Here is a 24,101-nt window from a genome sequence, read left to right as displayed (position 1 = left end):
TAAATAAACTTTTATATTTGCCGCTTTCTTGACAAATTCCGGTAGTTTAATACATTTACCCGATTGTCTCTACAAGTAAATTTCGTTTGATGAACAACAATAACAGTTTCGAATTGAATCTTTTTGAATCTTTCAAAGAAGGAGACGAAACTGCCTTTACTTATTTTTACGATAAATATTTCCGAAGAATCACGGCTTTTAGTGTTCAGTTTATTTATGATAAAGAGGAAGCTGAAAATCTGGCGCAGGAAGCTTTTGTGCACTTATGGCAAAATAAGGAAAGTGTTGAATCTATAAATGGTATACAATCTTTTTTATATACCTATGCCAAATCGAAATGCCTGAACATGATTCGACATAATAAGGTAAAGGATAAATTCAAAAGTGACGTTTTAAATCAGAAGGAAAGAGAGCTGGATATCGAAATCTTAAACTCGGTACAGTTTGATACTTTAGAATTGACAGAATTAGAACGCTTAATTCAGGAATCTATAAGTGAACTTCCGCCTAAAACCAGAGAAGTTTTTATAAAAAAACGCTTTGAAAATAAAAAAAATGCAGAAATCGCTGAAGAAATGCAGGTGACTCTAAAAGCTGTCGAAGCCCACATGACAAAGGCTTTGAAGATTTTAAAAACTAAATTATCAGATTATTTGTTCTTAATTTTTATCCTTATTTGTAATAATTAAAAATAAAAGGTAGGGTATTTTATTTCTGAAGTGTACTTACTAAAACAGGAAAGTTTAAAAACTTAAATATGACATCGGAACTAATTTATAAATACCTTTCTAATGAAGCTTCAGAACAAGAAGTTCAAATGCTTTTTGATTGGATTGATGCTTCTGAAGAAAACAAAAAGCAATTTATAACGCTAAAGAAAACCTGGGCATTAACGGCACTTTCTGAAGATCTTTCGACAGCATCTACGCCGGTAATTACGCTTCAGCCTAAAAAGAAAGTAATTCACTATTTGAAATATGCAGCTGTATTTCTTGTTTTATTTGGTTTAGGGAAATTAGCTTTCGACTTTACTCAAAAAACAAACTCATCAAAAGAAATTGTTTTAGAATTAGCCGATGGCCGTTCAGAATATATTACGAAAGACAATCTGACTAAAATTGTAAACGACAAAGGCGATTTGATAGCCAAAAAATTACCCAACCATATTGTGTACTTTGGTAAAGTTCAGGATCAGGAAGTAGTTTATAATACGCTAAAAGTTCCTTACGGGAAAAATTTTAAACTTACCCTTTCAGACGGAACGGTGGTGAGTTTAAATTCCGGAACAACTTTAAAATATCCGGAGCAATTTGGCATTAACGGAAAAAGAAATGTTTACCTAACCGGTGAAGCTTTTTTTGAAGTTGCCAAAGACAAACAACATCCTTTTATTGTAAACGCGAATCAGGTCGATATTGAGGTTCTGGGAACAAAGTTCAACGTAAGTGCTTATCCTGAAAACCCAAGCGTTAATGGTACTTTGGTCGAAGGAAGTATTCAGATGTATGAAGTCGAAAACAAACTTAATGCCGTGTTGCTTCAACCCAACCAAATGGCAACCTGGAATAAAAACTCCAAAAAAATTATAACAAAACAAGTTGACCCCAGCTTTTATACAGCCTGGACAAAAGGTGAACTTGCTTTTAAAGATACCCCATTTTCTACCATCGCTAAAATAATTCAGCGTACCTACGACGTCGAAATTATCAATGAAAATACTGTTTTGGCCAGACAGAATTTTACCGGTACGATTAAAATTAGCGAATCTAGTGTCGAAAACATTTTAGAACTTCTAAAACGTGACACCCCTTTTACTTATTCTATTAAAGGAAATACAATAACCATTACCAATCTTCCATAACTAAATAAACATGACTTTTACGATACACGATTTAAGGAAAATTCTATTTTTCCTAGCCCTATTCATATCCGGTTTTAAAGGTTTTTCTCAAAATAAAAGCATCACATTACAGCTAAAAAACAAACCTATTAGTTTAATTATCAAAGCCATTGAAGAACAAACCGATTTTAGAATTATTTATAATGCCCGAAAAATAGATGCCGATCAACTGGCCGATCTTAATGTTCAGAATGCGACTTTAGAAACTACTTTAACGCAATTATTTGCCGGTAAAAACATTTCGTTTTACATCCAGAAAAAGCAGGTTTTATTAACGAACTCCACTCCTGCTCCAACTTCTGCTTTACCTTCTGATGAAAAAGAGAGATTCATTAGCGGAACGGTTTATAATGCCACAGACAAACAGCCTCTTCCTGGTGCGACCATTCGTATAAAAGGAACCGGAATGGGCGCTATAACTGATTTTAACGGAAAATTTATTTATCAGCTAAAAGGAAATAACATCAGCGATATGGTGCTCGAAGTTGGCTTTTTAGGAATGGAAACAGAATCTCAAAAAGCAGATAACAAAAAGCAATTTGTTTTTTATTTGAAAGAAGTTACAGATGAGTTAAATCCCGTTGTAATTACTTCTTCTTATGGTACTACAAAATTAAAAGAAGAGATTGTGGGTAGTATTTCTACGCTAACAGCAAAAGATATTCCGGTATATCAGGCTTCTGAAAGTGTCGATAAAATGCTTGAAGGACAAGTTGCAGGGGTTTTAATCGAAAATACTTCTGGTGTTGGAGGGCCTGTAAAAATCAATATTCGTGGTCAGGGAACTTTAAAACCGCTTGGGAGTACGATTGTAGGAACTTCAACACAACCGCTTATTATTGTCGATGGGGTTATTATGAGTGAGGAGAGTTATATATCAAGTCCGTTTTTTAATGGCCAGACTGCATTATCTGAAAATTTAATGAATCCCCTGGCGCAAATTGCTCCGGAAAATATTGAAACTTTTACGGTATTAAAAGATGCTGCAGCTGTTGGTATTTATGGTGCCGATGGTGCTAATGGTGTTATTTTGATTACAACTAAAAGAGGAAAAACCGGAAAAGCAAAATTTGGGTTTTCTAATCAGCTTGGGATTTCTTCTGCCGTTAATCAGATTAAATATTTAAATGGCGAGCAATACAACGAAATGCGAAATACGTATTTAAAAAATACATCAACCAACTATAGTCCAATTCCATATAATGGCGTTAACACAGATTGGTTTGATTTACTGAACAATTCAGGAATTTATAATAAGTATAATTTTAATGTTTCGGGCGGAACTTCAAAATTTTCATATAGAACCAATATCTCGTATTTAAATATTGATGAACCACAATTAGGCAATACGACAAAACAGTTAAATGGAGGGATTAATTTAGGCTACAGAAACAATAAACTTGATGTAAATTTATCGTTGAATCCGAGTTACATTCAAAGTATTGCTCCAAACATATATTATTCGCATGCTCATATTCCTACTCTTGCGCCTTATAATGCAGATGGTTCTTATACCTCAACGGGACTTATAGGCACAACCGGAGGAAATCCTCTGGCGGCGATTGCCCAAAATAAAAACGAAACCGATACTTACGGCCTTTTAGGAAGTTTAAATTTAGCTTACGAACTTAATAAATCTATTAAATTCTCTACTCTTTTTGGTATTGATTATAAGGATAAAGAACAAGACCGTTATTTTTCAGGAGAAAATGAAAGCGGACGTTTAAATGGTAATTTTTCATTAGGAGGTATTGCTTATAATACTTGGGGAAGAAGGGCAATTAACCAAAGAAATTCTACCAAATGGAACTGGCAGGGACAAATGCTTTTTAATAAAGAAATTAATAAAAATCACGGTATAGATGGTATTTTGGGATTTGAGATTGCCGAAGAAAAAGGTAAATTTCATTATGCTGCCGGATCTGGTTTTGTGAATCCGAATGTTATCAATGCCGTTTCAGATGCCAGACGTGATGATGATCCTACGACTAAAAAAGATGAATCCTTAAGCGGGCAAACTTACAATAGCGAAATCAGCAATGGCTCGAGAGTTTCTTTTTTCTCTCAGATCAACTACAATTATAAAAAGAAATATTTCTTTTTAGCGAATTTAAGACGCGACCAAAGCTCTGTTTTTGGTAACGACTCAGATGTAGCTCTAAATAGTGGAGCAGGTTTAGCATGGATCATCAACAACGAAGATTTTCTGCAGTCCAGTTCGTGGATTGATTTATTGAAATTAAAGGTTAGTTATGGTTCAACCGGTAATTCAAGAATTGGATCATACCGTTCAAAAGGTTTGTACAATTACGCGCAAAACGGTTACAATGGCGAAGATTATGCTACACCAGGCGCCGCACCAAATGGAAATTTAAGCTGGGAAAAAAATAAAAAATTCAATACGGGAGTAGATTTTAATGTTTTTAATACGGTAGAATTATCATTAGAATACTATTATGATGATTTATCAGATTTGATTGTTTCGAGAGATATTCCATCAGAAAACGGCTATAGTACTTTAGAACTAAATGCTGCAAGTATGTACAATAAAGGTTTTGAATTTACGACCCGAATTAAATGGTTTCAAAAAGGGAAATTCAAATGGAGTACTTCATTTAATATTTCTACAGTCGAAAATAAAGTTACAGATTTAATTGGTTTAGGAAGTGATTATTCGCTGGCCAATCTTGCTCTTGCCCAAAAAATTGGTTACAGTACTTCGACAATTTGGGGAATAAACTGGGTTGGGATTGATCCTGCAACAGGTCGTGATCTTGTTAAAAAGAACGGAGAAATTTACGATTCAGTTACTTACAACCGTTTATTTACAAATGCCGACTGGGTGCCAATTGGTAATACACAACCAAAAGCTTTTGGTGGTTTCAGTAATAGATTTTCATTCAATAACAGCATCACTTTATCGATCACCGGAGCTTATCAATGGGGCGGAGATAAATTAGTTTCAAACGACATTATTGCAAAATACTCGACAACTTCAAATAGAAATATGTCAGTAAACGCATTTGATTATTGGAGAAATCCCGGCGACATTGCAACACAAACTGCACCAGGGAACAATACTTTATTGTCCAACTTAAGCAAGTATGTTTATGATGCTACTTATATCAAAATCAGTAACATTAACTTAAGTTATAATGTTCCTATAAAAAATACATTTCTGGATACCCTGACTGTTTTTGCCGATGTTTCGAATGTGCTGTACTCGTACAAAGAGAAAAGTCCGGCCGGAATGAATGGCATTAGAGAATTTAATTATACCTACCCGCAAGCCAGAACGATTTCGATGGGTATTAATACTAAATTTTAAAAAAATGAAATATTTAAAAAATAGCAGCCCCATAAAATTTGCAGCGATTTTAGCAGTGATTTTTCTATTGCAAAGCTGCAGTGATTTTCTGGAACAGGAACCGGGAACACAAACCTCTATAAACGAACAATTAGGAACCAAACAAGGCGTTCTTCAGGCAATGAATGGTATGTACCGGTCTATTGAAGCCAATGTAAGAACCGAAGCTTTTACTACTTATGCTGATTTACAGGGCGGTAATTTAAAATTTGCACCTGGTATATCTACAAATACAACAGTAGGACAAGTAACCACTCCGGGAAATGTGGTCAACCTATATTCTTTTGATGATCTGGCAGATAAATCAAATTTGGCAGCCTTTTACAGTACTAGCTATAATATTATCAATCAGGCAAATTTAATTTTAGAATTTACAGATGCCTTAACAGATGCTTCGGAAACTGAAAAAAATCAGATCAAAGCAGAAGCCTTAACCGCAAGAGCTTACACCCACTTTTTGTTAAGTGAAATTTACAGTCAGAATTATGGTTTTACAGCAGATGCTTCTCATTTAGGAATTATCTATAACAATACATCCATTACAAATGGCCTGCAATATCCTGCCAGAGAAACTGTGGCAACTACTTATACCTTTATTATAAATGATATTAAAGATGCCCTGAATTTATATGCTAATACCGTTCTTTCAAACGGTCCTGCTTATTCTTATTTTAATAAAAATAATGCAAAAGCCTTATTGGCAAGAGTTTATTTAGCCAAAAAAGACTGGAAAAATGCCTATGATACCGCAGATGATATTATTAAAAATTCGGGTGTGGTTTTAATGAGTTCTGCCGATTACCTGGCACAATGGCAAAAACCAGATGCTCCGGTTTCTGAGGTTTTACTGGAGTTTTCAATTCCCAAAGATGCCGAAGGAGCAATAAGCGGCTCATTAGCAGCATTTTTTGGATATACATCAGATTCTCAATACGGAAAGTACACTGCATCTAAAGATCTCTTTGATCTTTACGAATCTACAGATATCCGCAAACAGTTATTCAAAAATCATCCATTGCCTACTTCAGTCAATCTGCAAAAGGAAATCCTAAATTACTATTTTACCGATAAATTTCAGGGAAATCCGGGATATGTGGCTTTCCGTTTAAGCGAACAATATTTAATTCGTGCCGAATCAGCAATCGAACTCAACAATAGTTCTCAGGCAACACAAGACATCAATACCATTAGAACAAGAGCAAATGCGGCGGTTTTAAAAGGAAATGAAGATCTTAAAGAAGCTGTGTTTTTAGAAAGAAGAAAAGAACTTTGCTTTGAAGGACATTTATTTTTTGATATCGCCAGAAATAAAAAAGATGTTTCGAGAAATGATGGCTGTATCGCCCTTAGTTGTAGTCTCACCTATCCTTCACCAAAATTTATACTCCCAATTCCAAGAAGCAATATTAACCTTAACAACAATCTAAAGCAAAATGAATCGTATTAAAATTATATTCGTATTAAGTCTCGTTCTTGCATTTGCATCTTGTTCAAAAGATGATTATAGATTAGATTCTGGTCCCGTTGATCGTTTTGTAAGATTTAATTTTTTAGTGGGAGGCAATAACACTCCTATCGAATATCCAACAGTAAGTACAACGATAGTTCCCAGTAATACTTTTGAAAACAAATCGGTTAAGGTTTTGAAAGTTCCGGTTTCTTTAACGACCGCACCTTTAAAATCTCAGGTTAAGGTTAATTTTAGTGCGACTACTTCCGGAGATTCAAATAGTTTTAGTGTATCACCAAAGAGTGAATTGCTTTTTGAAGGAAATAAGCTTACTGATACTGTTTTTGTTTCTTTTGATAAAAGATGGACTAACCAGCAAACTATTACATTAAAACTAGAAAGCGCATCAGATCCCGCTATTCATATCGGAAACATAAATACTTACGCTCCAAACGATACTTTTACCATAACCCTGGGCGAAATAACTACAGCGTATACATTTCCTGTGGGTCAATATTTGATTAAAGGAGAAGTGGGCGAAAAAATCGATTTTAAAGTCAACTTCCCTAACGGATTTATTCCGTCTGAAATTGAAAATGCCTCTATTTTTAAATTTCTTGATGGTTTTGATTACTCGTTAACGCATGATGATTTTGGAGATAACAGAAGCTCCATCAACTATCATTTAACTCTTTTAGAAGATATTCAAAATCCGGATGTACGTTATGAAACTAAACTAACATTAACCAATACACCTAATTATGTTGCAACCGGAAATACCGTTTTGCAAATCATAAAACCTACACGATCACCCCGAGATGTTAATGCAAATCCGGCATCTAAATTTTACGATTTATCTAGCCAGTTTTACCTGACTTATGGCGAAACCTGGTTTGATAAAAGCGGTACTTGTGCGTGGCAGGCTTATAATGCCTTTACGTTTCCTGTTGTAGTAACAAAAGATAATGAAAATGCGATTTTGTATAGTGATAAAGGAACCGCCAACCCAAATGACGATGTTTACCACGATGCCTTTAAAATTGGTTTTAATGTTGTAACAGGTACCTCAACAACCAATTCCTTTAATTTAAAAAGATGGTTTAGTAATGAAGCAGTAGCTGCAGCAAGCTCTCCAGGATTCAATATTACCTCAGCTTTAGAATTTTTTCCGGAGAACGGAAACAGCAAAACGCAAGGGAAAGTATTGGTGATTCCGCAATATATTACCATTGCAGGAACCAATAAAAACAGTCATAATATTGAAATCGCCGGAGAAGGTACTTATAAAGAAATCAGTGCAGGTTTATTTGAAATTTCTTTCGAACTAAAACTTACAAACGACGCATTATTTGGAGGAACTGTTTCGACACAATACAGAATGTACAATAACAAAACATATCCAAAACCCGCAGCTTTAAGTATCGATTGCCCTAAGGAAGTTGCGCTTTAGTATTTATTCGCATTTTGGTCATTTTATAAATAAAAAAAATTAATCTCTATTTTCAAACATAGCCCGTGGTTTCAACCACGGGAACACAATACGAGACGTAATAATATTGTACCCCGACCCCGTGGTTGAAACCACGGGCTATGTCTGACAAGTTTACGATTAAAAAAACAAAAATCGAGACTGAAAACTGAGACTGAGACTGAAAACCTGAAACAAGTCAAAACAAAAACAAAAAGAATTGAAAAAACTAATCTTCCCTATTCTACTTCTTCTGAGTTTAACGGCTTACAAAAGCGTTGAACAGCCGGATTATATCGATATTAAGGAATTGCGAAAACTATATTCCGGTGGAGATGTCACGAAATGGCCGGCAGCAGAATTACACCAAAATGTCGATAAATCTAAATTTCAGGATATTGGTGTGCTTCCCGCGGTTCCTTATCCGGCTTATAATCCGTATTCGAAGGAAAAAGAAAGTCTGGGTAAGATCTTATTTTTTGATCCGAGATTATCTAATAGCGGTCAAATTGCGTGTGCTTCCTGCCATAATCCCGAATTGGGCTGGACAGATAATTTAACGCGTTCTTTTGGTCATGATCGCCAAACGGGAAAACGAAATTCGATGACAATTTTAAATTCGGCGTATGCCACCTCTTTATTTTGGGATGGCCGCGCTTCAAGTCTTGAAGATCAGGCACAATTTCCTATTGGAGATCCTCTCGAAATGAACGAAAAATTGACGATTGCCGTTGATAAAATTGCTAAAATAAAAGGGTATAAACCGTTGTTTGAAGCCGCTTTTGGAGATAAAAAAGTGAATCTTCAACGTATACAATATGCCATTGCCACTTTCGAAAGATCGATCAATAGTCCGAAAAGTAAATTTGATAACTTCATTAGCGGAAAATCTGATGCTTATACTGATGCGCAGGTAAAAGGTCTGCATTTGTTCAGAACCAAAGCACAATGCATCAATTGCCATAATACGCCTTATTTTAGCGACAATCAGTTTCATAATGACGGACAAACTTTATTCGGAACAAAAAATGAAGATTTCGGACGTTATAATGTAACCAAAAACAAAGAAGATATTGGCAAATTCAGAACGCCAACACTACGTGAAGTAGCTAACACAAAACCCTGGATGCATCACGGGCATTTTCCGTCTTTATTAGATGTTGTCGAATTGTATAATTTAGGAAATCCATCTCCGGTTCAGAAAAAATATTTAGGAACTGCGAGAGATACTTTAATTCCAAAATCAGATCCGATGCTTAGAAAACTAGATTTAAGCAAAGAAGAAATCAGTGATATTTTGGCTTTTATAGAAACTTTAAGCACGCCAACACGAAGAATTATGGTGCCGGAAATGCCAAAATAATTTAGTTAATGGTTTGTAAATTGCTCCAAATTTTTCAAATCCTAAAAGCCTGTTTCTTTATGAAATGGGCTTTTCTTTATTTAAAGACCTATTATGATGAGACAAATTTCCATCATAATTTACTATTCTTTCATCGAAGTATAAAATAGTCTGCTGATCGTAATCCTTCGATCATTTCTTAAATTTGTTTGAAACGAAAGGAAGCTTTTTCTTCTTTATAAAAAATACCACCATGAAGTTAGCACACATACAAATTCAGACCAACAATATCGAACAGACAACCGCATTTTATCAAGATATATTAGAATTGCCAATCATAGAAAAAGACTCCGATTCCGTTAGCGTTCAGGCTGGAAATTCAGCTTTAAAATTCGTCGAAAATCCTCAGTTTAAGTCTATTTATCATTTTGCTTTTAATATCCCTGAAAACAAACTTGAAGAAGCAATTGAATGGTGCAAAAACAAAGTCGGTTTAATTTTAATTAAAGATCAAAACGTGATTACTAATTTCGAAAACTGGAACGCTCATGCCGTTTATTTCTATGATAATAATGGTAATTTATTAGAGTTTATTGCCCGACATGATCTAAACAATGCTCAATCCGAAAAATTCAGTTCTAAGTCTATTTTAAATATTAGTGAAATTGGTATTGTAAATGAAAATCCACTCGAATTAGGAAAAGAATTAATAGCACAACACGACTTAGAATTCTTTTCTAAAAATGACAATAGCGAATTATTTGCTGCCGTTGGAGATGATGAAGGTTTACTGATTATGGTGCAACCAAATAGAAAGTGGTATCCAACCCAAACCCCTTCTGAAAGTAATAAAACTGAAGTTAAGATTGAGAATAACGGCGCTGTAATTGAATTAAAATTTCAGTAATACTTCCTCTTTTCATCTTATAAATATTCCTTACTTTTATAAAAACTTAAAATATCAAAAATGCCATTCGTTAGAATCAGTTTGCCTAAAAAGCTTTCATTAGAAACAAAAAATACTATTTCAGAATCGATTCATCAATCTTTAATAGCCGAATTTAATATCCCTGCAGCCGATTATTTTCATGTAATTGAAGAATTAGAACCTCATCAGATAAAATATCCTGAAAGTTACCTTGACATTTCGCATTCTGATGAAATTATTTATGTTCAGATTACGGCTGGACAAGGAAGAACATTAGAACAAAAGAAAAAATTATACCATCAAATTGCGACCAGAATTGCTGCTTCAACCGAAATTTTAATCAACAATGTGATCATTGTTTTATTAGAAAATAATGGTCAGGAGAATTGGTCTTTTGGTAATGGAGAAATTCAGGAACAAAAACATTTGAAGAAGTAATTATCAAAATAGAAAATCCCAATTCAAACAAATGAATTGGGATTTTTATATTTAATGTAATGCTGAATTAAAATTTCATTTTCTGAATTCTCACAGCGTTTAATATCGCCAATAATGCCACTCCAACATCTGCAAAAACAGCTTCCCACATTGTGGCAAGTCCACCGGCGCCAAGGATCAATACAAAAGCTTTTACGACGAAAGCCAAAGTAATGTTTTGCCACACGATTTTTTTTGTTTGTTTCCCAATATTGATCGCCATTGCAATTTTACTTGGTTTGTCATCCTGAATCACCACATCCGCAGTTTCGATCGTAGCATCGCTTCCTAAACCTCCCATTGCGATTCCTACGGTACTTAAGGCAATAACCGGAGCATCATTTACACCATCGCCCACAAAAGCTACGGTTTCGTTTTTGGCTTTAATCTCGTTTAGTTTATCGACTTTGCCTTCAGGAAGTAAATCTCCAAAAGCATTTGTAATCCCTAATTTGTCCGCTACAAATTGCACGACATTAGCTTTATCACCGCTTAACATCGTTACTTTAACCCCCAATGCTTTTAGTTTGCTAACGGCTTCTTGTGCATCGGCTTTTATTTCATCAGCAATTGTTAAATATCCTGCGAACTTCTTATCGTAGGCAATTGCAATCGTAGTATACACCACCGAATTAGGATCAAGATCGTACTTAATATTGAATTTATCCATTAATTTGAAATTCCCAACATGTAATTCTTTTCCGTTGATCTCGGCTTTTAAACCATGTCCTGAAATTTCTTCTACATTTTTCAATTCGATCGAAGCATCAATTTTACCCACATGATTATGAATCGCCGTGGCAACAGGATGTGTACTTTGACTTTCGAGAACATTCACGAATTTCAGAATTTCATCTTTATCAAAATCATCAGAAATAATCACTTCCTGAACTTTAAAAACACCTTCGGTCATGGTTCCGGTTTTATCCATCACCACATTCTGAATCGTCGAAATACTATCCAGAAAATTACTTCCTTTAAACAGGATTCCGTTTTTACTTGCAGCGCCAATTCCGCCAAAATATCCTAACGGAATACTAATAACCAAAGCGCAAGGACATGAAATTACCAAGAAAACCAAAGCTCGATACAACCAATCGCTAAAAACATACTGATCGACAAAAAGCCATGGCAACAAACAAATCGCAATTGCCAGATACACCACAATTGGCGTGTAGATTTTAGCAAATTTTCTAATGAATAATTCGGCTGGGGCTTTTTTGGTCGTGGCATTTTGTACCATTTCCAGAATCTTAGAAAGTTTACTGTCTTTGTACGCCGTAGTCACTTTTACTAAAGCAATCGTGTTTCCGTTGATCATTCCGGCAAGAACCGTTTCTCCTTTTACCTTGGTATCAGGTTTGCTTTCGCCCGTTAAAGCAGCCGTATTAAACGAAGCGGTATCTGACAATAATTCGCCATCTAAGCCTAATTTTTCTCCCGCTTTAAGCTGAATAATCGATCCTATGGCAACCTCAGCTGCTTTGACTTTTGTTGCAACATTATTTTCTATAATATTCACCTCATCAGGACGTTGGTCCAGCAGACTTTTAATATTCGATTTTGCACGGCTTACCGCCAATCCCTGAAAGTTTTCACCAATCGTATAAAACAACATTACGGCAACACCTTCAGGATATTCGCCAATCGCAAAAGCTCCGATTGTAGCAATGCACATCAGGAAAAATTCTGAGAAAACATCGCCTTTCATAATGCTTTCATACGCTTCTCTTAAAACCGGAAGTCCAACTGGTAAATAAGCCACGATGTACCATGCAATTCTAACATAACCGGTAAACCAGGTTTGCGGAAAATAATTGTCAAGACCAATACCAATAAGCAATAAAACAAAGGATATTATGGCTGGTAAAAACATTTTAAACAAACTTCCCTCGGCGTTATGTTCATGATCGTGACCGTCTCCGTGATCGTGTCCGTCATTTTCAGAATGAACGGGTTCGTCATGTGAACAACAGCAGCTAGATTGTTTTGGTTTCTTTTTTGTTATTTTTTCTTCTGTATGTATATGTTCCATTTTTTATCAAGGATTGTCACAAAGTACTGTCATTTCGACGGAGGAGAAATCTCCGCTGGTTATTACTAACGTTGTGGGGATTTCTCCTCCGTCGAAATGACAAACTAGCGCAAATAATTACTACTATTTAATACTTTCTAAAGTTAAACATTTTGTATCAATTTTTAATAAGTAAGTTTAAAGGTTAAAATTATAATGTTAAAGAGTAAAAAGCTTTTGTTTTGAATTGCCTCCAGCTTTAGCTGGGGTTTTTATCAAATCAATTTAAATGGCTTTAGCCGAAAAACAATTTGGCTGAAGCCTTTTTATTACCTCTATGAATTCCCCTAGCTAAAGCTAGGGGCTATCCAAAGATTACGTTTAAACCTTAGCACCTTAGTATCTTAGTCACTCAGCACCTTCAAAAAAAAATTAATGCCCATGCTCTCCCCCGCCTTTCATTGCCGAAAGCAAATAAAAAGCACCTTTTGTAACAATTTTTGAATTCGCAGGAATTTCATTGACAAACTTTATTTCTGTAAAGCCTAAATCGGTTGTTCCGGGAATTACTTCAATGGCTTTAAAGTGAATTTCTTTTTCATGAGGAGTTTCTGTTTCTCCCTTCTTTTCATCATGTTTCTCATGTTCTTCGTGTTCATCCTCCTGAATAAATACAAAATACTTATCGGCATTTCGAACCACGGCATCTTTTGGTAATGCTGGCACGGTTGCATTGGTAATGTTGATATTGGCCGAAACATACATTCCCGGAATCAATCCTTTTGCATCATCCGATTCGATTTTAGCATGAACGGCAACCGTTTTACTTTCGTTAGAAAATGACTTATTGATTCCGAATATTTTTCCTTTAATAGATTTATTGGACTGATTCGTCAGTACAAAATCAATTACTTGCCCGATCGAGATAGAACCTAAATCTTTCTCATATACATTTAAATCCAAGTGCATTTGCGTATTATCTACCACTTCAAACAATGTTACTCCGCTTTGTGCGAATGCTCCTTTGGCAATTTTTATATTCCCAACATAACCGCTTATTGGCGCTACAATTGGCACTAACGAAGTGCTGCCTTTTGTACTCACGTGCAAAGCGTCTAATTTGTTTTTTGCTGCTTGTGCTCTCGCTCTTTCTGCTGCCAATTTTGATTTTACTTCCTGAAAAACTTTCCTCGGATTTACATTTTCATCACTTAACGTTTTCTGACGATTGTATTCTAATTGCAAATATTCGATATTGGCTGTAGCCGAATGATAATCTTCCTGCATTTCGATTACTTCCAGATTCTGAATCGTAGCCAAAACTTTTCCTTTATTAACATATGTACCTTCTAAAACAAAAATGTCTTTTACCGTTCCTCCTATCAGAGTCGAAACTTCGGCAGAATTTTGTGGCGGAACTGTCGTATAACCATTCGCTTTTATGACTTTGTTTAAGTTTCTATCTTCAATAAATCCCGTTTCGATCCCGACTGTTTTATATTGAGATTCGTTTAGAGCTACTTCTGTTTGTGATTTTTCTTCTTCTTGTGGCTCTTCTGTTTTCTTTTCATTGCAAGATGCAAAGGATATAACCGCAAGGCACGCAAGGAAAAAGCGCAATGCACGCAAGGAAATTAAACTTTGCGAACTTTGCGAAAAATCTATTGCGTTCTTTGCGGTTAAGTTTTTAACTATATTTTTCATTTTTAATTGTTTTTGATGGTTGGAAATTGAAGCTCGATAGCGCTTTGATTGAAGTTATGAGTCGCCTCTGTATACTGTTTTTTAATATCAATTGCCTGATTTAAAAAACTGATGTACGCCCAATAACTCATGTCGCCATTGGCATAACTTTTTTGCGCTGTCGTAATAATCTGATCCGCATATTGCAATCCTTCTTTTTGGAAATAATCTAATGCTTTTTGCTGCTTGGCATAATTGTTTTGCAACTCTTGTCTTTGCAGATTCAGCGTTAATTTATTTTTATCTAAAGCCAATTGCGATTGCGAAATACTAATAGCCGAAGCCTTTGCTCTGGCAGTATTTACGCCGCCAAACAAGGGAATCTGCAATCCTGCCGTGAATCCCTGATACAATGATCTCGTATCGATCGTTTGGGCAAAATACCCCAATCCTACTTTAGGCGTTCGCATTGCTTTAAACGTATTGGCTTCTTTTTGAGAAACCGAAATCTGTTGCTGATAATAATCGGTCATTAAACTTTCTGCTTTCGAATTTCCTTCTTCATTTAGAACCGTATATTGCAAAGACGTTTTATCATCCGGAACAATATTTTCATCGGTTTGAACAAAGAATTGCAATTGTTTTTGGTAAATCACCAAATCGTATTCTAATTGTGCTTTTTGCGTTTCGATCTCTTTTACTTTCGCTTTAGCGCTAATAACTTCGATATTTCCGCTTTCTCCGGTTTTAAAACGCAATTCGGCATTCTTTAAGAATTTGGTATAAATATCATTGAGTTCCGAGTTCAATTTCTGAATCGAAACGCCATATAAATATTGATAATACGATAAGGTAACGGCTTTTTCTAAGTCATAAGAAGATAACGCTTTTCGTTTTTCGGCCAGTTTCACCAATTCTTCCTGCAATTGACGATTGGCTTTGGTGATATTTCCCATTGGAAAAAACTGCTGAACCGAAACATTATGATCAAAATCAGCGCTATTAAATTGTCCGCCCTGATATTGCACCTGAAGCGGTTCCGGCTGAAATGCGGTCTTTTTTAGAACCGTTTGTCGCTCTATTTCTTTATCGGCAATTTTTAAATCGATGTTGTTTGATTTGGCAAGTTCTATTGCTTTTTCTAAGCTGATTTTTTCTTGTGCTTGCGAAAATAGACTAATCAATAGGAACGTGATTAACCGCAAAGTTCGCAAAGGAAGATTCGCAAAGTTCGCAAAGGGGTTTGTGTTTAAGTTATATCTTGTGTCTTTCATCTTGTCTCTTTTTAATCTTCATTGCGTTCTTTGCGTAAATCTTCGCGATCTTTGCGGTTAAACCTACTTTCCAAAAGCAAATACAAAATCGGTAATACAATCAACGTTAATAATGTTGCCGAAAACAAACCACCAATTACTACGGTTGCTAAAGGTTTCTGAACCTCTGCTCCTCCACTTGTTGATAATGCCATTGGCAAAAATCCTAAGGAAGCTACGGCTGCGGTCATTAAAACTGGACGTAATCTGGTTTTGGTTCCGATTAAAACTCTTTGTAACGGATCTAAAATTCCTTCGGTTTTTAGTTGATTGAAATACGATATCAATACGATTCCGTTGAGAACCGCGATTCCGAATAAAGCTATAAAACCAATTCCTGCCGAAATACTAAACGGCATTCCGCGTAACCAGAGCGCAAAAACACCACCGATTGCCGATAACGGAATTGCAGTAAAAATTAATCCCGCTTGTTTAAAGCTTTTAAAAGTGAAATACAGCAACACTAATATTAGTCCTAAAGCGATTGGTAATGCGATCGAAAGTCGTTTTGTCGCTTCGATTAAATTCTCGAACTGACCACCATAGGTTACATAATATCCCGCCGGAAGTTTCAAGTCTTTATCTAGTTTTTGCTGAATTTCTTCTACAACACTTTTTATATCTCGTCCGCGAACGTTAAGCCCAACGGTGATTCTGCGTTTTCCGTCTTCACGCGTTACTTGTACCGGACCTTGCTCATAATCGACTGTCGCAACTTGCGAAAGCGGTACTTGCTGACCATTTGGTAGCGGAATAAACAAATTACTAACATCAGTAATATCAGCGCGATTGTCCTGATTCATTCTCACCACAACATCAAATCTCTTGCTTTCGTCGTAGATTTTTCCTGCACTTTCTCCCGCAAACGACGAACGTATAATCTGATTGATGTCTGAAATGTTTAGTCCGTATAAAGCAATTTTATTATAATCGTATTTAATGGTAATTTGAGGCAAACCGGTTACTTTATCGGCTTTTAAATCTCCAATTCCTTCGATGCCTTTAATTTTCGAAATTAACTCGGTGGCTTTGGCATCCAGAATTTCAAGATCATCACCAAAAATTTTGATGGCAATATCGCTTCGGCTTCCGGTCATTAACTCGTTGAAACGCATTTGTATCGGTTGCGAAATCTCAATATTAGCTCCGGGAATGACTTCCATTTCTTCTTTCATGGCATTGGCCAATTCTTCCCAATTACGATATTTTCGTCCCCATTCTTTTTTATCTTTAAGCACAATAATCAAATCGCCACTTTCAATAGGCATAGGATCTGTCGGGATTTCTCCGCTTCCTATTTTGGTTACAATGGTTTTTATCTCCGGAAATTTCGCTTTTAATATCTGCTCGTATTTCGTCGTCGTTTCTACCATCTGCGTAAGCGAACTTCCAGTCATAATAGTCGCATTTATGGCCAAATCTCCTTCTTCGATAGTAGGAATAAATTCTCCTCCCATACTATTAAAAACGATTAATCCGAGTGCAAATAATCCAAGTGATATCCCCAGAACGACCTTTTTAAATTGAAGTGCTTTTTCTAATAAAGGCGTATAAAATGACTCTAACCAGGCCATCATTCTGTCGCTGAAGTTTTCTTTGTGTTCTGTATTTTTAGACAAGAATAAAGCACTCATCATGGGTACATAAGTCAGCGAAAGAATAAATGCTCCTGCAACGGCAAAACCAACCGTCATCGCCATAGGTTTGAACATTTTTCCTTCAGTACCAATCAAAGCGAGAATTGGCAAGTAAACAATCAAAATGATAATTTCTCCAAAAGCCGCACTATTCCTGATTTTCGAAGCCGAATTGTAAACTTCAGCATCCATTTCGCTTTGCGATAACTCTTTTTTGCGTTTCAATTGCTGTAAGTGATGCATCGTGGCTTCTACAATAATCACAGCTCCGTCGACAATAATTCCAAAGTCGATCGCACCTAAACTCATTAAGTTTCCGCTTACGCCAAAGGCTTTCATTAATATAATAGCAAAAAGCATGGCTAACGGAATCACCGAAGCAACGATTAATCCGGCGCGAAGATTCCCAAGGAATAAAATCAATACAAAAATTACGATTAAAGCGCCTTCTAATAAGTTCTTCGTAACCGTTCCGATCGCGTTATCTACTAATTTTCCTCTATCAATAAAAGCTTCGGCTACAACGCCTTCGGGTAAACTTTTATTAATCTGAACCATTCTTTCTTTGATTCGGTCTACAACTGCGCTTGAGTTTTCGCCTTTTAACATTAAAACCATACCGGAAACAATTTCACCTTTTCCATCTTTGGTCGATGCTCCGTAACGCAGGGCAACTCCTTCACGAACTTCGGCAACATCACGAACCAAAACGGGAGAACCATTTCGGTTTTTTACCACTACATTTCCCAGGTCTTTCGTGCCTTTTGCCATACCAACACCACGAATAAAGTAGGCCAATTGATCTTTTTCGATATACGCACCTCCTGTATTTTGATTGTTTTTTTCTAAAGCATCAAAGATTTCTGTAATCGTAACGCCCAAACTATTAAGCGTATTTGGGTTTACGGCGATTTCGTATTGTTTTAGTTTTCCACCCCAGGTACTTACATCTGCAACGCCTTTAACCCCTTGCAATTGCGGAATAATAATCCAATCCTGAATGGTTCTTAATTTTACCGCATCGTATTTGTTTTCATAGCCTTTTTTGGCATAAACGTCATATTGGTAAATTTCTCCTAAACCTGTTGTAATTGGGGCTAATTCAGGAGATCCCGCATAATCCGGAATGTTTTCTTCGGCTTGTTTTAAGCGCTGAAATATTTGTTCTCTCGCCCAGTAAATATCAACATCGTCTTCGAAAACAACAGTCACCACCGATAATCCGAAACGCGAAATACTACGCAATTCTATAATATCCGGAACTGTTTTTACGGCTTGCTCGAGCGGATATGTGATTAACTGCTCGACTTCCTGGCTTGCCAAAGTAGGTGCCGTTGTAATAATTTGTACCTGATTATTGGTAATATCAGGCAAAGCATCAAGTGGTAAATGCTTGAGCGAATAGCTTCCCCAAGCTATTAAAACAAGGGTAAATAATAGTATAACGAACTTATTCTTTATACTAAACTGTATAATTTTATCTAACATTTTTAGGGTATAATGACGTGAGAAATGAGGCAAAGTCTGCCTATTACTTTTGTAGAAAAATCTACAACTCTCTTACCCAAATTCTAAGTAATCTTCAGACTTATTAGATTTTATTCTATGAAAGTACTATTAGGAACTTTCGATAAAAGAAAAAATAATTGATTGTCCGGATCTTAATACAAATAGTAAACACAGATTTCACCAATTGGTACGGATTTTTTCGTGGAATTAATTTAATAAACTAATACAGAATTGAAAATTCGTGTGTAATTTTTTAGCATTTGTATTCGTAAGATAGCCTTAGAAATGGGCATCATTATGCTATTTGAGGGGGTTGCCATATACTTCCGTAGAAAGTGGAAGCAGCAACTGAGGTATAATTAGGTAATGCAATTGAAATAATGGAATACGCAACAGGAAAGTCGAAATTTACAGTAGTCTGATAGCTTAAAACCTGTGCTCCACAACAATTACAAGCGCAAAACGGAGAACATAAATCATTGTCTTTATCGTGAGTATGGTTGTCTTCTGATGAAAACTGGGCTGTTTTATGAGCAGCACTATTCACTTCCATATCTGCACAAGGCATATTAGAAAGCGCCATTAAATAAATCGACAATATGATTGTTATCCATTTCACGATACAAAAATAGTATTTATTTCTATTCTAAAATTTAAATAATTGAAAATGATGCGAATGAAAAAGGATAATTTTTTCACAAATTCAGTTGAAATGCATTTGAATAAAATTCTATTTTCTTAAAAAATTTTGATTGTTGGTACGAAAATTTAGTTAACTTTAACAATAATTAACATACACTTCCAGTTTTTTATCTAAAAGCCGATAACTCTATCTACCTGCAGAACAGAAAAATACGCATATTCTACCCCTTACAATCATTAGTACATATTTATTTTACGCAGTTTTATTAATTAACAATTTAAAACCGAATTCAATGAAATATAATACACTACTATCAGCCATTTTATTATTTTTTAGCATGCAAATTTTTGGACAAGTCTACACCGATAAAATCGTAGGAGAAAAAAATCAAGAACTAAAAGACAGCCTCGCAGTCGTAAAATATCCCTACGCTTTACCTATTTGGGGAGAAAAAGTAGCCCAGAAAGGATATAATTTACCTTACTCAGCCGGACTTTCTATTAACTATTTCTGGCAGGATTCTGAAATTACAATCAAAGATCTTCAAGTTGGATTCAACAATGGGCCAATGCACGATTTAGACGAAATTGTTCGTTTTGATAAATCTTCTGTAGAAGTTGGTGCTATTACCATAAGACCTGATATTTGGTTACTTCCGTTTTTAAATGTCTATGGGATTTTTGGAAAATCGAATCCTACCACCAAGATAAATGCCGGAATCTGGATTCCTGATGCCAATAATAATTGGTCGGAAATTGCCAATTTTAGTACGAAAGCTAATTTTAGTGCCACTACATTTGGGTTAGGTTTAACACCAACTATTGGTATTGGCGGCGGTTGGCTGGCGCTTGATATGAATATGTCGTGGAGTGATGTTAGTGCTTTAGATAAACCTGCTTTCTCTTATATTTTTGGACCAAGATTGGGAAAAACCTTTAAACTTCATAAAGCGGAACGCAATATTGCGGTTTGGGTGGGTGGTTTCCGAGTTCATATTGAAGGAAATACTAAGGGAAACATCAATTTATCTGATGTTTTGAATCTGGATAACGCGCAGCAAAAAGTTGATGACGGATTGACAAAAGTTTCTGAAAACCAAAACAAAGTAGATACCTGGTGGAATGGTTTAACTCCGGCAGAGCAAAAAAATCCTGCGAATGTAGCCAAACACAATACAGCAGACAGGGCATTGGAATCTGCAGGGAATTTTTTAACGACGCTGGACGGGGCTTTGAGCACGGCGGGATCATCGACGGTACAATATTCTCTGCACAAAGCACCTAAGGATATGTGGAACTTTATTGTTGGATCTCAATTTCAATACAACAAACATATTATGTTTAGAGTCGAAGCCGGATTTTTAGGCACGCGAACTCAATATTTAGCCGGGCTGCAATATCGTTTTGGACTTTAATCCTTATTATAATGAAAAAAGGTTTATTACTTCTTATCGCATTATTTTGCATGGCTCCGGCGCGCTCGCAGGTTTTAATTTCCTTAATTTTTGGAGACAAACTGAATTCTCCTTTTTTAGAATTTGGTCTTGAAGGCGGAGCAAATTTCTCTACTATTTCTGATCTGAATACTTCAGGAACAGAACCGGGATTTAATCTTGGTTTTTATTTTGATATTCGGTCTCATAAAAATCCGGCCTGGATGATTAATACGGGAGTTATTGTAAAATCGCCCATGGGAGCGCATGGCTTGCCTGTGTATGCTCTCAACGACGAAAATCTCGACAATACTTTTGCGGGAGGAAGCGTGAATCGCGAAATCAGGTATTTTAATGTGCCTATTTTAATTAAATATCAATTTAAAAATAGAATTTATCTTAAAACCGGGCCTCAGTTTGGTTTGCTGGCCAAAGCTTTTGATGAATTTAAGCAGGAATACGATAAAGATGATGTGATTTATAAAAAGAATATTCGCGATCAGATTCGTGTTATTGATGCCGGAGTATGTTTTGGCGCGGGTTATCATATGAATATCGGAAACGGACTAAATGTAACGGTTCAATATTATTACGGACTGGTTCCTGTAATGAAAGGCGATGGCCCCAATGTATACAACAGATCTTTATATCTCACGGCTGGAATACCTATTGGTAAAGGAAAAGCGGCTCAGAGAAGGGCTGAAAAAGAGGCTGAATTAAATAAGGTTGTTCTTCCGGAAGATGAAGCGCCTAAACCTAAAAAATAGGTTATAAAAAATCTGTAATTCGTGCTGTCAGGCTTTAAATATCGGTAGATAATCAGATCTAAGTACGCCTTATTAATCGGTTTGTTGCGTACCTACGGCACGCCAGCCTATTATAAACCGAATTTTTACCAACATTTAGTGCCAAACGGCGCATGTCAACCAAATCCTGATTCGTATTATTTAGTATTTATAGCACCCAATAATTGTAGTATTTCCTGATTGTCTAAAACAAAATCGGGATCAGTATACAGGATCGCGTTATTAGGCATAAAAGGCATTTCGGCTACGGTTGGATTTTGTACCGCGATTTTTCCTCCGGCGGCTTTAATGGCTTTTAAACCAATGGTTCCGTCTGTATTAGAACCTGAAAGTAATATCCCAACTAAAGCTTCGCCATAGATTTCTGATGCCGACTCAAACGAAACATCTATACTGGGACGGCTGTAATTTATTTTTTCAGATATATCCAGAGAAAGTGTATCGTTTCTTTCAAATAATAAATGATAATTTGAAGGTGCAATATAAATAGAACCCGCTACAAGTGGTACTTTGTCTTCAACCGGCTTTACCGGAATACTCGATTTTAAAGCTATTAATTCTTCTAAAGTCTGATCGTCTGTACTTTTTCTGTGCAAAACGATTACAATGGCAAAACCATTTAATTGCGATAAATCAGGCAGAATTTGCATTAAAGCATTTAAGCTTCCTGCAGATCCTCCTATTATTACCACTTTGCAATTTGATATTACTTTATCTTCCTCCATATTTTCTCTTTATCCAACTGCTTGTATTTATTCATCGAAATCGAATATTTTATGGTTTCTTTGGTTCCGAGCGCCAGAAAACCCAATACGGACAGACTTTCATCAAATAAATTAATGACTCTTTTTTGAAGATCGTTATCAAAATAAATTAAAACATTACGGCATAAGATCATATCGAACTCATTAAATGAGGTATCTGAAACTAAATTATGCTGCGAGAAAACCATTTTTTCTGCCAGTTCTTCATTAAACTTAGCAATACCATAATTGGCAATATAGTAACTCGAAAAATCTTCTTGTCCTCCGGCATCACGATAGTTTTCTGAGTATTCTTTCATCATTCGTAAAGGGAAAATTCCTTTTTTGGCCGTTTCTAAAACTGATGCGTTAATGTCTGTGGCATAAATCAGGGATTTGTGCAGCAAACCGGCTTCTTTTAGCATAATGGCCATAGAATAGACTTCTTCGCCTGTAGAACAGCCTGCATGCCATAATCTAATAAAAGGTTTTGTACCTAATAATGGTAATATTTCGTTTCTGACAACGGCATAAAAAGCAGGATCGCGAAACATCTCGGTAACATTTACCGTGATTTCATCGACCATTCTTTTATAATATTCAGGATCGTAACGAACCCTGGAAAGAAATTCATGAAAATGTGTAAATCCATCAAGATGAATTACCCTGTTTACGCGTCTTTTTAAAGAAGCGCGCGAGTAACTGCTAAAGTCAAAACCATAATATTCATAAACATCATTAATTAGTGTTTCTAACTCAATATCCTCAATCATAATCCCATCAAATTTTACCTAAAATAAGCAGTAATTTATCTACATCTACCGGTTTCGAAATATAAGCATCTGCCCCGGCCTCTAAACATTTTTCTCTATCGCCTGTCATCGCCTGAGCTGTTACTGCTACAACAAAAAGCGACTCTCTCGACGGAATCTTTTTTATAAGCGGAATCGCATCATAACCATCCATTTCAGGCATCATCATGTCGATCAGAACCGCATCAATAACTTCATCTGTTTCTAATAATTTCAAAGCTTCTTCGGCACTTAAACAAGACAAACAATCGAATGATTTTGCACGTAAAGTGTGTTCCAGAGCAAAAATATTTCTAGAATCATCATCAATAATCAAGAGTCTTTTTTTACTCATTTCGTCTACTTTTTATTTGGTTTGTTTTTTTATTTTTTTGCTGTGAATTCTTTTGTTTGCCACAGATTAGTTTTACCACAGATTAGTTTTGCCACAGATTAAAGGATTAAAAAGGATTTCTTTATAGAAAATAATCTGCGAGAATCTTTTTAATCTTTGGCTTTTTTTGCCACGAATTTCACTAATTTTCACGAATTATTTTTCATCCTAATTTGTGCAATTCGTGCAATTCGTGGCGAACTT

General features: G+C 35.8%; 18 protein-coding genes. 10 read left to right on the top strand and 8 right to left on the bottom strand.

The features are described from left to right. The first annotated feature begins 89 nt into the window (after positions 1–89). The 8 genes from L0669_RS14705 to L0669_RS14670 all read left to right on the top strand — a co-directional run bounded on the left by L0669_RS14705 (position 90) and on the right by L0669_RS14670 (position 10,893). Complete coding sequence (locus L0669_RS14705; RefSeq protein ID WP_263758490.1) at positions 90–689, top strand: RNA polymerase sigma-70 factor; 600 nt, start codon at positions 90–92, stop codon at positions 687–689. Between the two features lie 68 nt (positions 690–757). Further along, positions 758–1,861: a FecR family protein gene (locus L0669_RS14700; protein ID WP_263758488.1), complete on the top strand. Its 1,104-nt coding sequence runs from the start codon at positions 758–760 to the stop codon at positions 1,859–1,861. 10 nt (positions 1,862–1,871) lie between these two features. After that, entirely contained in the window at positions 1,872–5,228 is a 3,357-nt protein-coding gene (locus L0669_RS14695) for a SusC/RagA family TonB-linked outer membrane protein (protein WP_263758486.1), read from the top strand. Between the two features lie 4 nt (positions 5,229–5,232). After that, positions 5,233–6,714, top strand: coding sequence for a RagB/SusD family nutrient uptake outer membrane protein (locus L0669_RS14690; protein ID WP_263758484.1), 1,482 nt, complete (start codon positions 5,233–5,235; stop codon positions 6,712–6,714). After that, positions 6,701–8,167, top strand: a complete 1,467-nt coding sequence (locus tag L0669_RS14685) for a hypothetical protein (RefSeq protein WP_263758483.1) — start codon at positions 6,701–6,703, stop codon at positions 8,165–8,167. Before L0669_RS14690 ends, L0669_RS14685 begins: the two co-directional genes overlap by 14 nt. 238 nt (positions 8,168–8,405) lie before the next feature. Further along, positions 8,406–9,548 (top strand): cytochrome-c peroxidase, encoded by a 1,143-nt coding sequence (locus L0669_RS14680; RefSeq protein WP_263758481.1) that lies wholly within the window; start codon positions 8,406–8,408, stop codon positions 9,546–9,548. A 232-nt stretch (positions 9,549–9,780) separates the two neighbouring features. Continuing rightward, positions 9,781–10,434: a VOC family protein gene (locus L0669_RS14675; protein ID WP_263758480.1), complete on the top strand. Its 654-nt coding sequence runs from the start codon at positions 9,781–9,783 to the stop codon at positions 10,432–10,434. A gap of 60 nt (positions 10,435–10,494) precedes the next feature. After that, a complete protein-coding gene (locus tag L0669_RS14670) occupies positions 10,495–10,893 on the top strand; it encodes a tautomerase family protein (protein WP_263758479.1) in 399 nt (132 codons plus the stop codon). Positions 10,894–10,960: 67 nt separating this feature from the next. Here L0669_RS14670 and L0669_RS14665 read toward each other — a convergent pair whose 3' ends face one another. From L0669_RS14665 to L0669_RS14645, 5 genes are all read right to left on the bottom strand, one after another. Further along, positions 10,961–12,967, bottom strand: a complete 2,007-nt coding sequence (locus L0669_RS14665; protein ID WP_263758478.1) for a heavy metal translocating P-type ATPase — start codon at positions 12,965–12,967, stop codon at positions 10,961–10,963. 411 nt (positions 12,968–13,378) lie between these two features. Continuing rightward, the gene (locus tag L0669_RS14660; protein ID WP_263758477.1) at positions 13,379–14,650 is read right to left on the bottom strand and encodes an efflux RND transporter periplasmic adaptor subunit; all 1,272 of its coding nucleotides are present in this window, start codon (positions 14,648–14,650) and stop codon (positions 13,379–13,381) included. 2 nt (positions 14,651–14,652) lie between these two features. Further along, positions 14,653–15,903 (bottom strand): TolC family protein, encoded by a 1,251-nt coding sequence (locus L0669_RS14655; RefSeq protein WP_263758476.1) that lies wholly within the window; start codon positions 15,901–15,903, stop codon positions 14,653–14,655. A gap of 11 nt (positions 15,904–15,914) precedes the next feature. After that, positions 15,915–19,067 carry an efflux RND transporter permease subunit gene (locus tag L0669_RS14650; RefSeq protein WP_263758474.1) on the bottom strand — a complete coding sequence of 1,051 codons (3,153 nt, stop codon included), beginning with the start codon at positions 19,065–19,067 and terminating at the stop codon, positions 15,915–15,917. A gap of 316 nt (positions 19,068–19,383) precedes the next feature. Beyond that, a complete protein-coding gene (locus L0669_RS14645; RefSeq protein ID WP_263758473.1) occupies positions 19,384–19,707 on the bottom strand; it encodes a DUF6660 family protein in 324 nt (107 codons plus the stop codon). 316 nt (positions 19,708–20,023) lie between these two features. Between L0669_RS14645 and L0669_RS14640 the strand changes: the two genes are divergently transcribed. After that, the gene (locus L0669_RS14640; RefSeq protein WP_173970457.1) at positions 20,024–21,145 is read left to right on the top strand and encodes a hypothetical protein; all 1,122 of its coding nucleotides are present in this window, start codon (positions 20,024–20,026) and stop codon (positions 21,143–21,145) included. 11 nt (positions 21,146–21,156) lie between these two features. Further along, positions 21,157–21,930, top strand: a complete 774-nt coding sequence (locus L0669_RS14635) for a porin family protein (RefSeq protein ID WP_263758471.1) — start codon at positions 21,157–21,159, stop codon at positions 21,928–21,930. A 176-nt stretch (positions 21,931–22,106) separates the two neighbouring features. Here L0669_RS14635 and L0669_RS14630 read toward each other — a convergent pair whose 3' ends face one another. Genes L0669_RS14630 through L0669_RS14620 form a run of 3 tightly spaced genes read right to left on the bottom strand, consistent with a single transcriptional unit; the run spans position 22,107 to position 23,858 of the window. Then, positions 22,107–22,694 carry a chemotaxis protein CheB gene (locus L0669_RS14630; protein WP_263758469.1) on the bottom strand — a complete coding sequence of 196 codons (588 nt, stop codon included), beginning with the start codon at positions 22,692–22,694 and terminating at the stop codon, positions 22,107–22,109. Continuing rightward, positions 22,676–23,485 (bottom strand): CheR family methyltransferase, encoded by an 810-nt coding sequence (locus L0669_RS14625; RefSeq protein ID WP_263758467.1) that lies wholly within the window; start codon positions 23,483–23,485, stop codon positions 22,676–22,678. The genes L0669_RS14630 and L0669_RS14625 overlap by 19 nt, the downstream gene beginning before the upstream one ends. A gap of 7 nt (positions 23,486–23,492) precedes the next feature. Then, positions 23,493–23,858: a response regulator gene (locus tag L0669_RS14620; RefSeq protein ID WP_173970453.1), complete on the bottom strand. Its 366-nt coding sequence runs from the start codon at positions 23,856–23,858 to the stop codon at positions 23,493–23,495. Between the last annotated feature and the right edge of the window lie 243 nt (positions 23,859–24,101).

Origin of the sequence: Flavobacterium bizetiae (assembly GCF_024271895.1) — a bacterium.
In the GTDB taxonomy this organism is placed as follows: Bacteria; Bacteroidota; Bacteroidia; order Flavobacteriales; family Flavobacteriaceae; genus Flavobacterium; species Flavobacterium bizetiae.
This window is presented reverse-complemented; position numbering and strand designations above follow the sequence as displayed.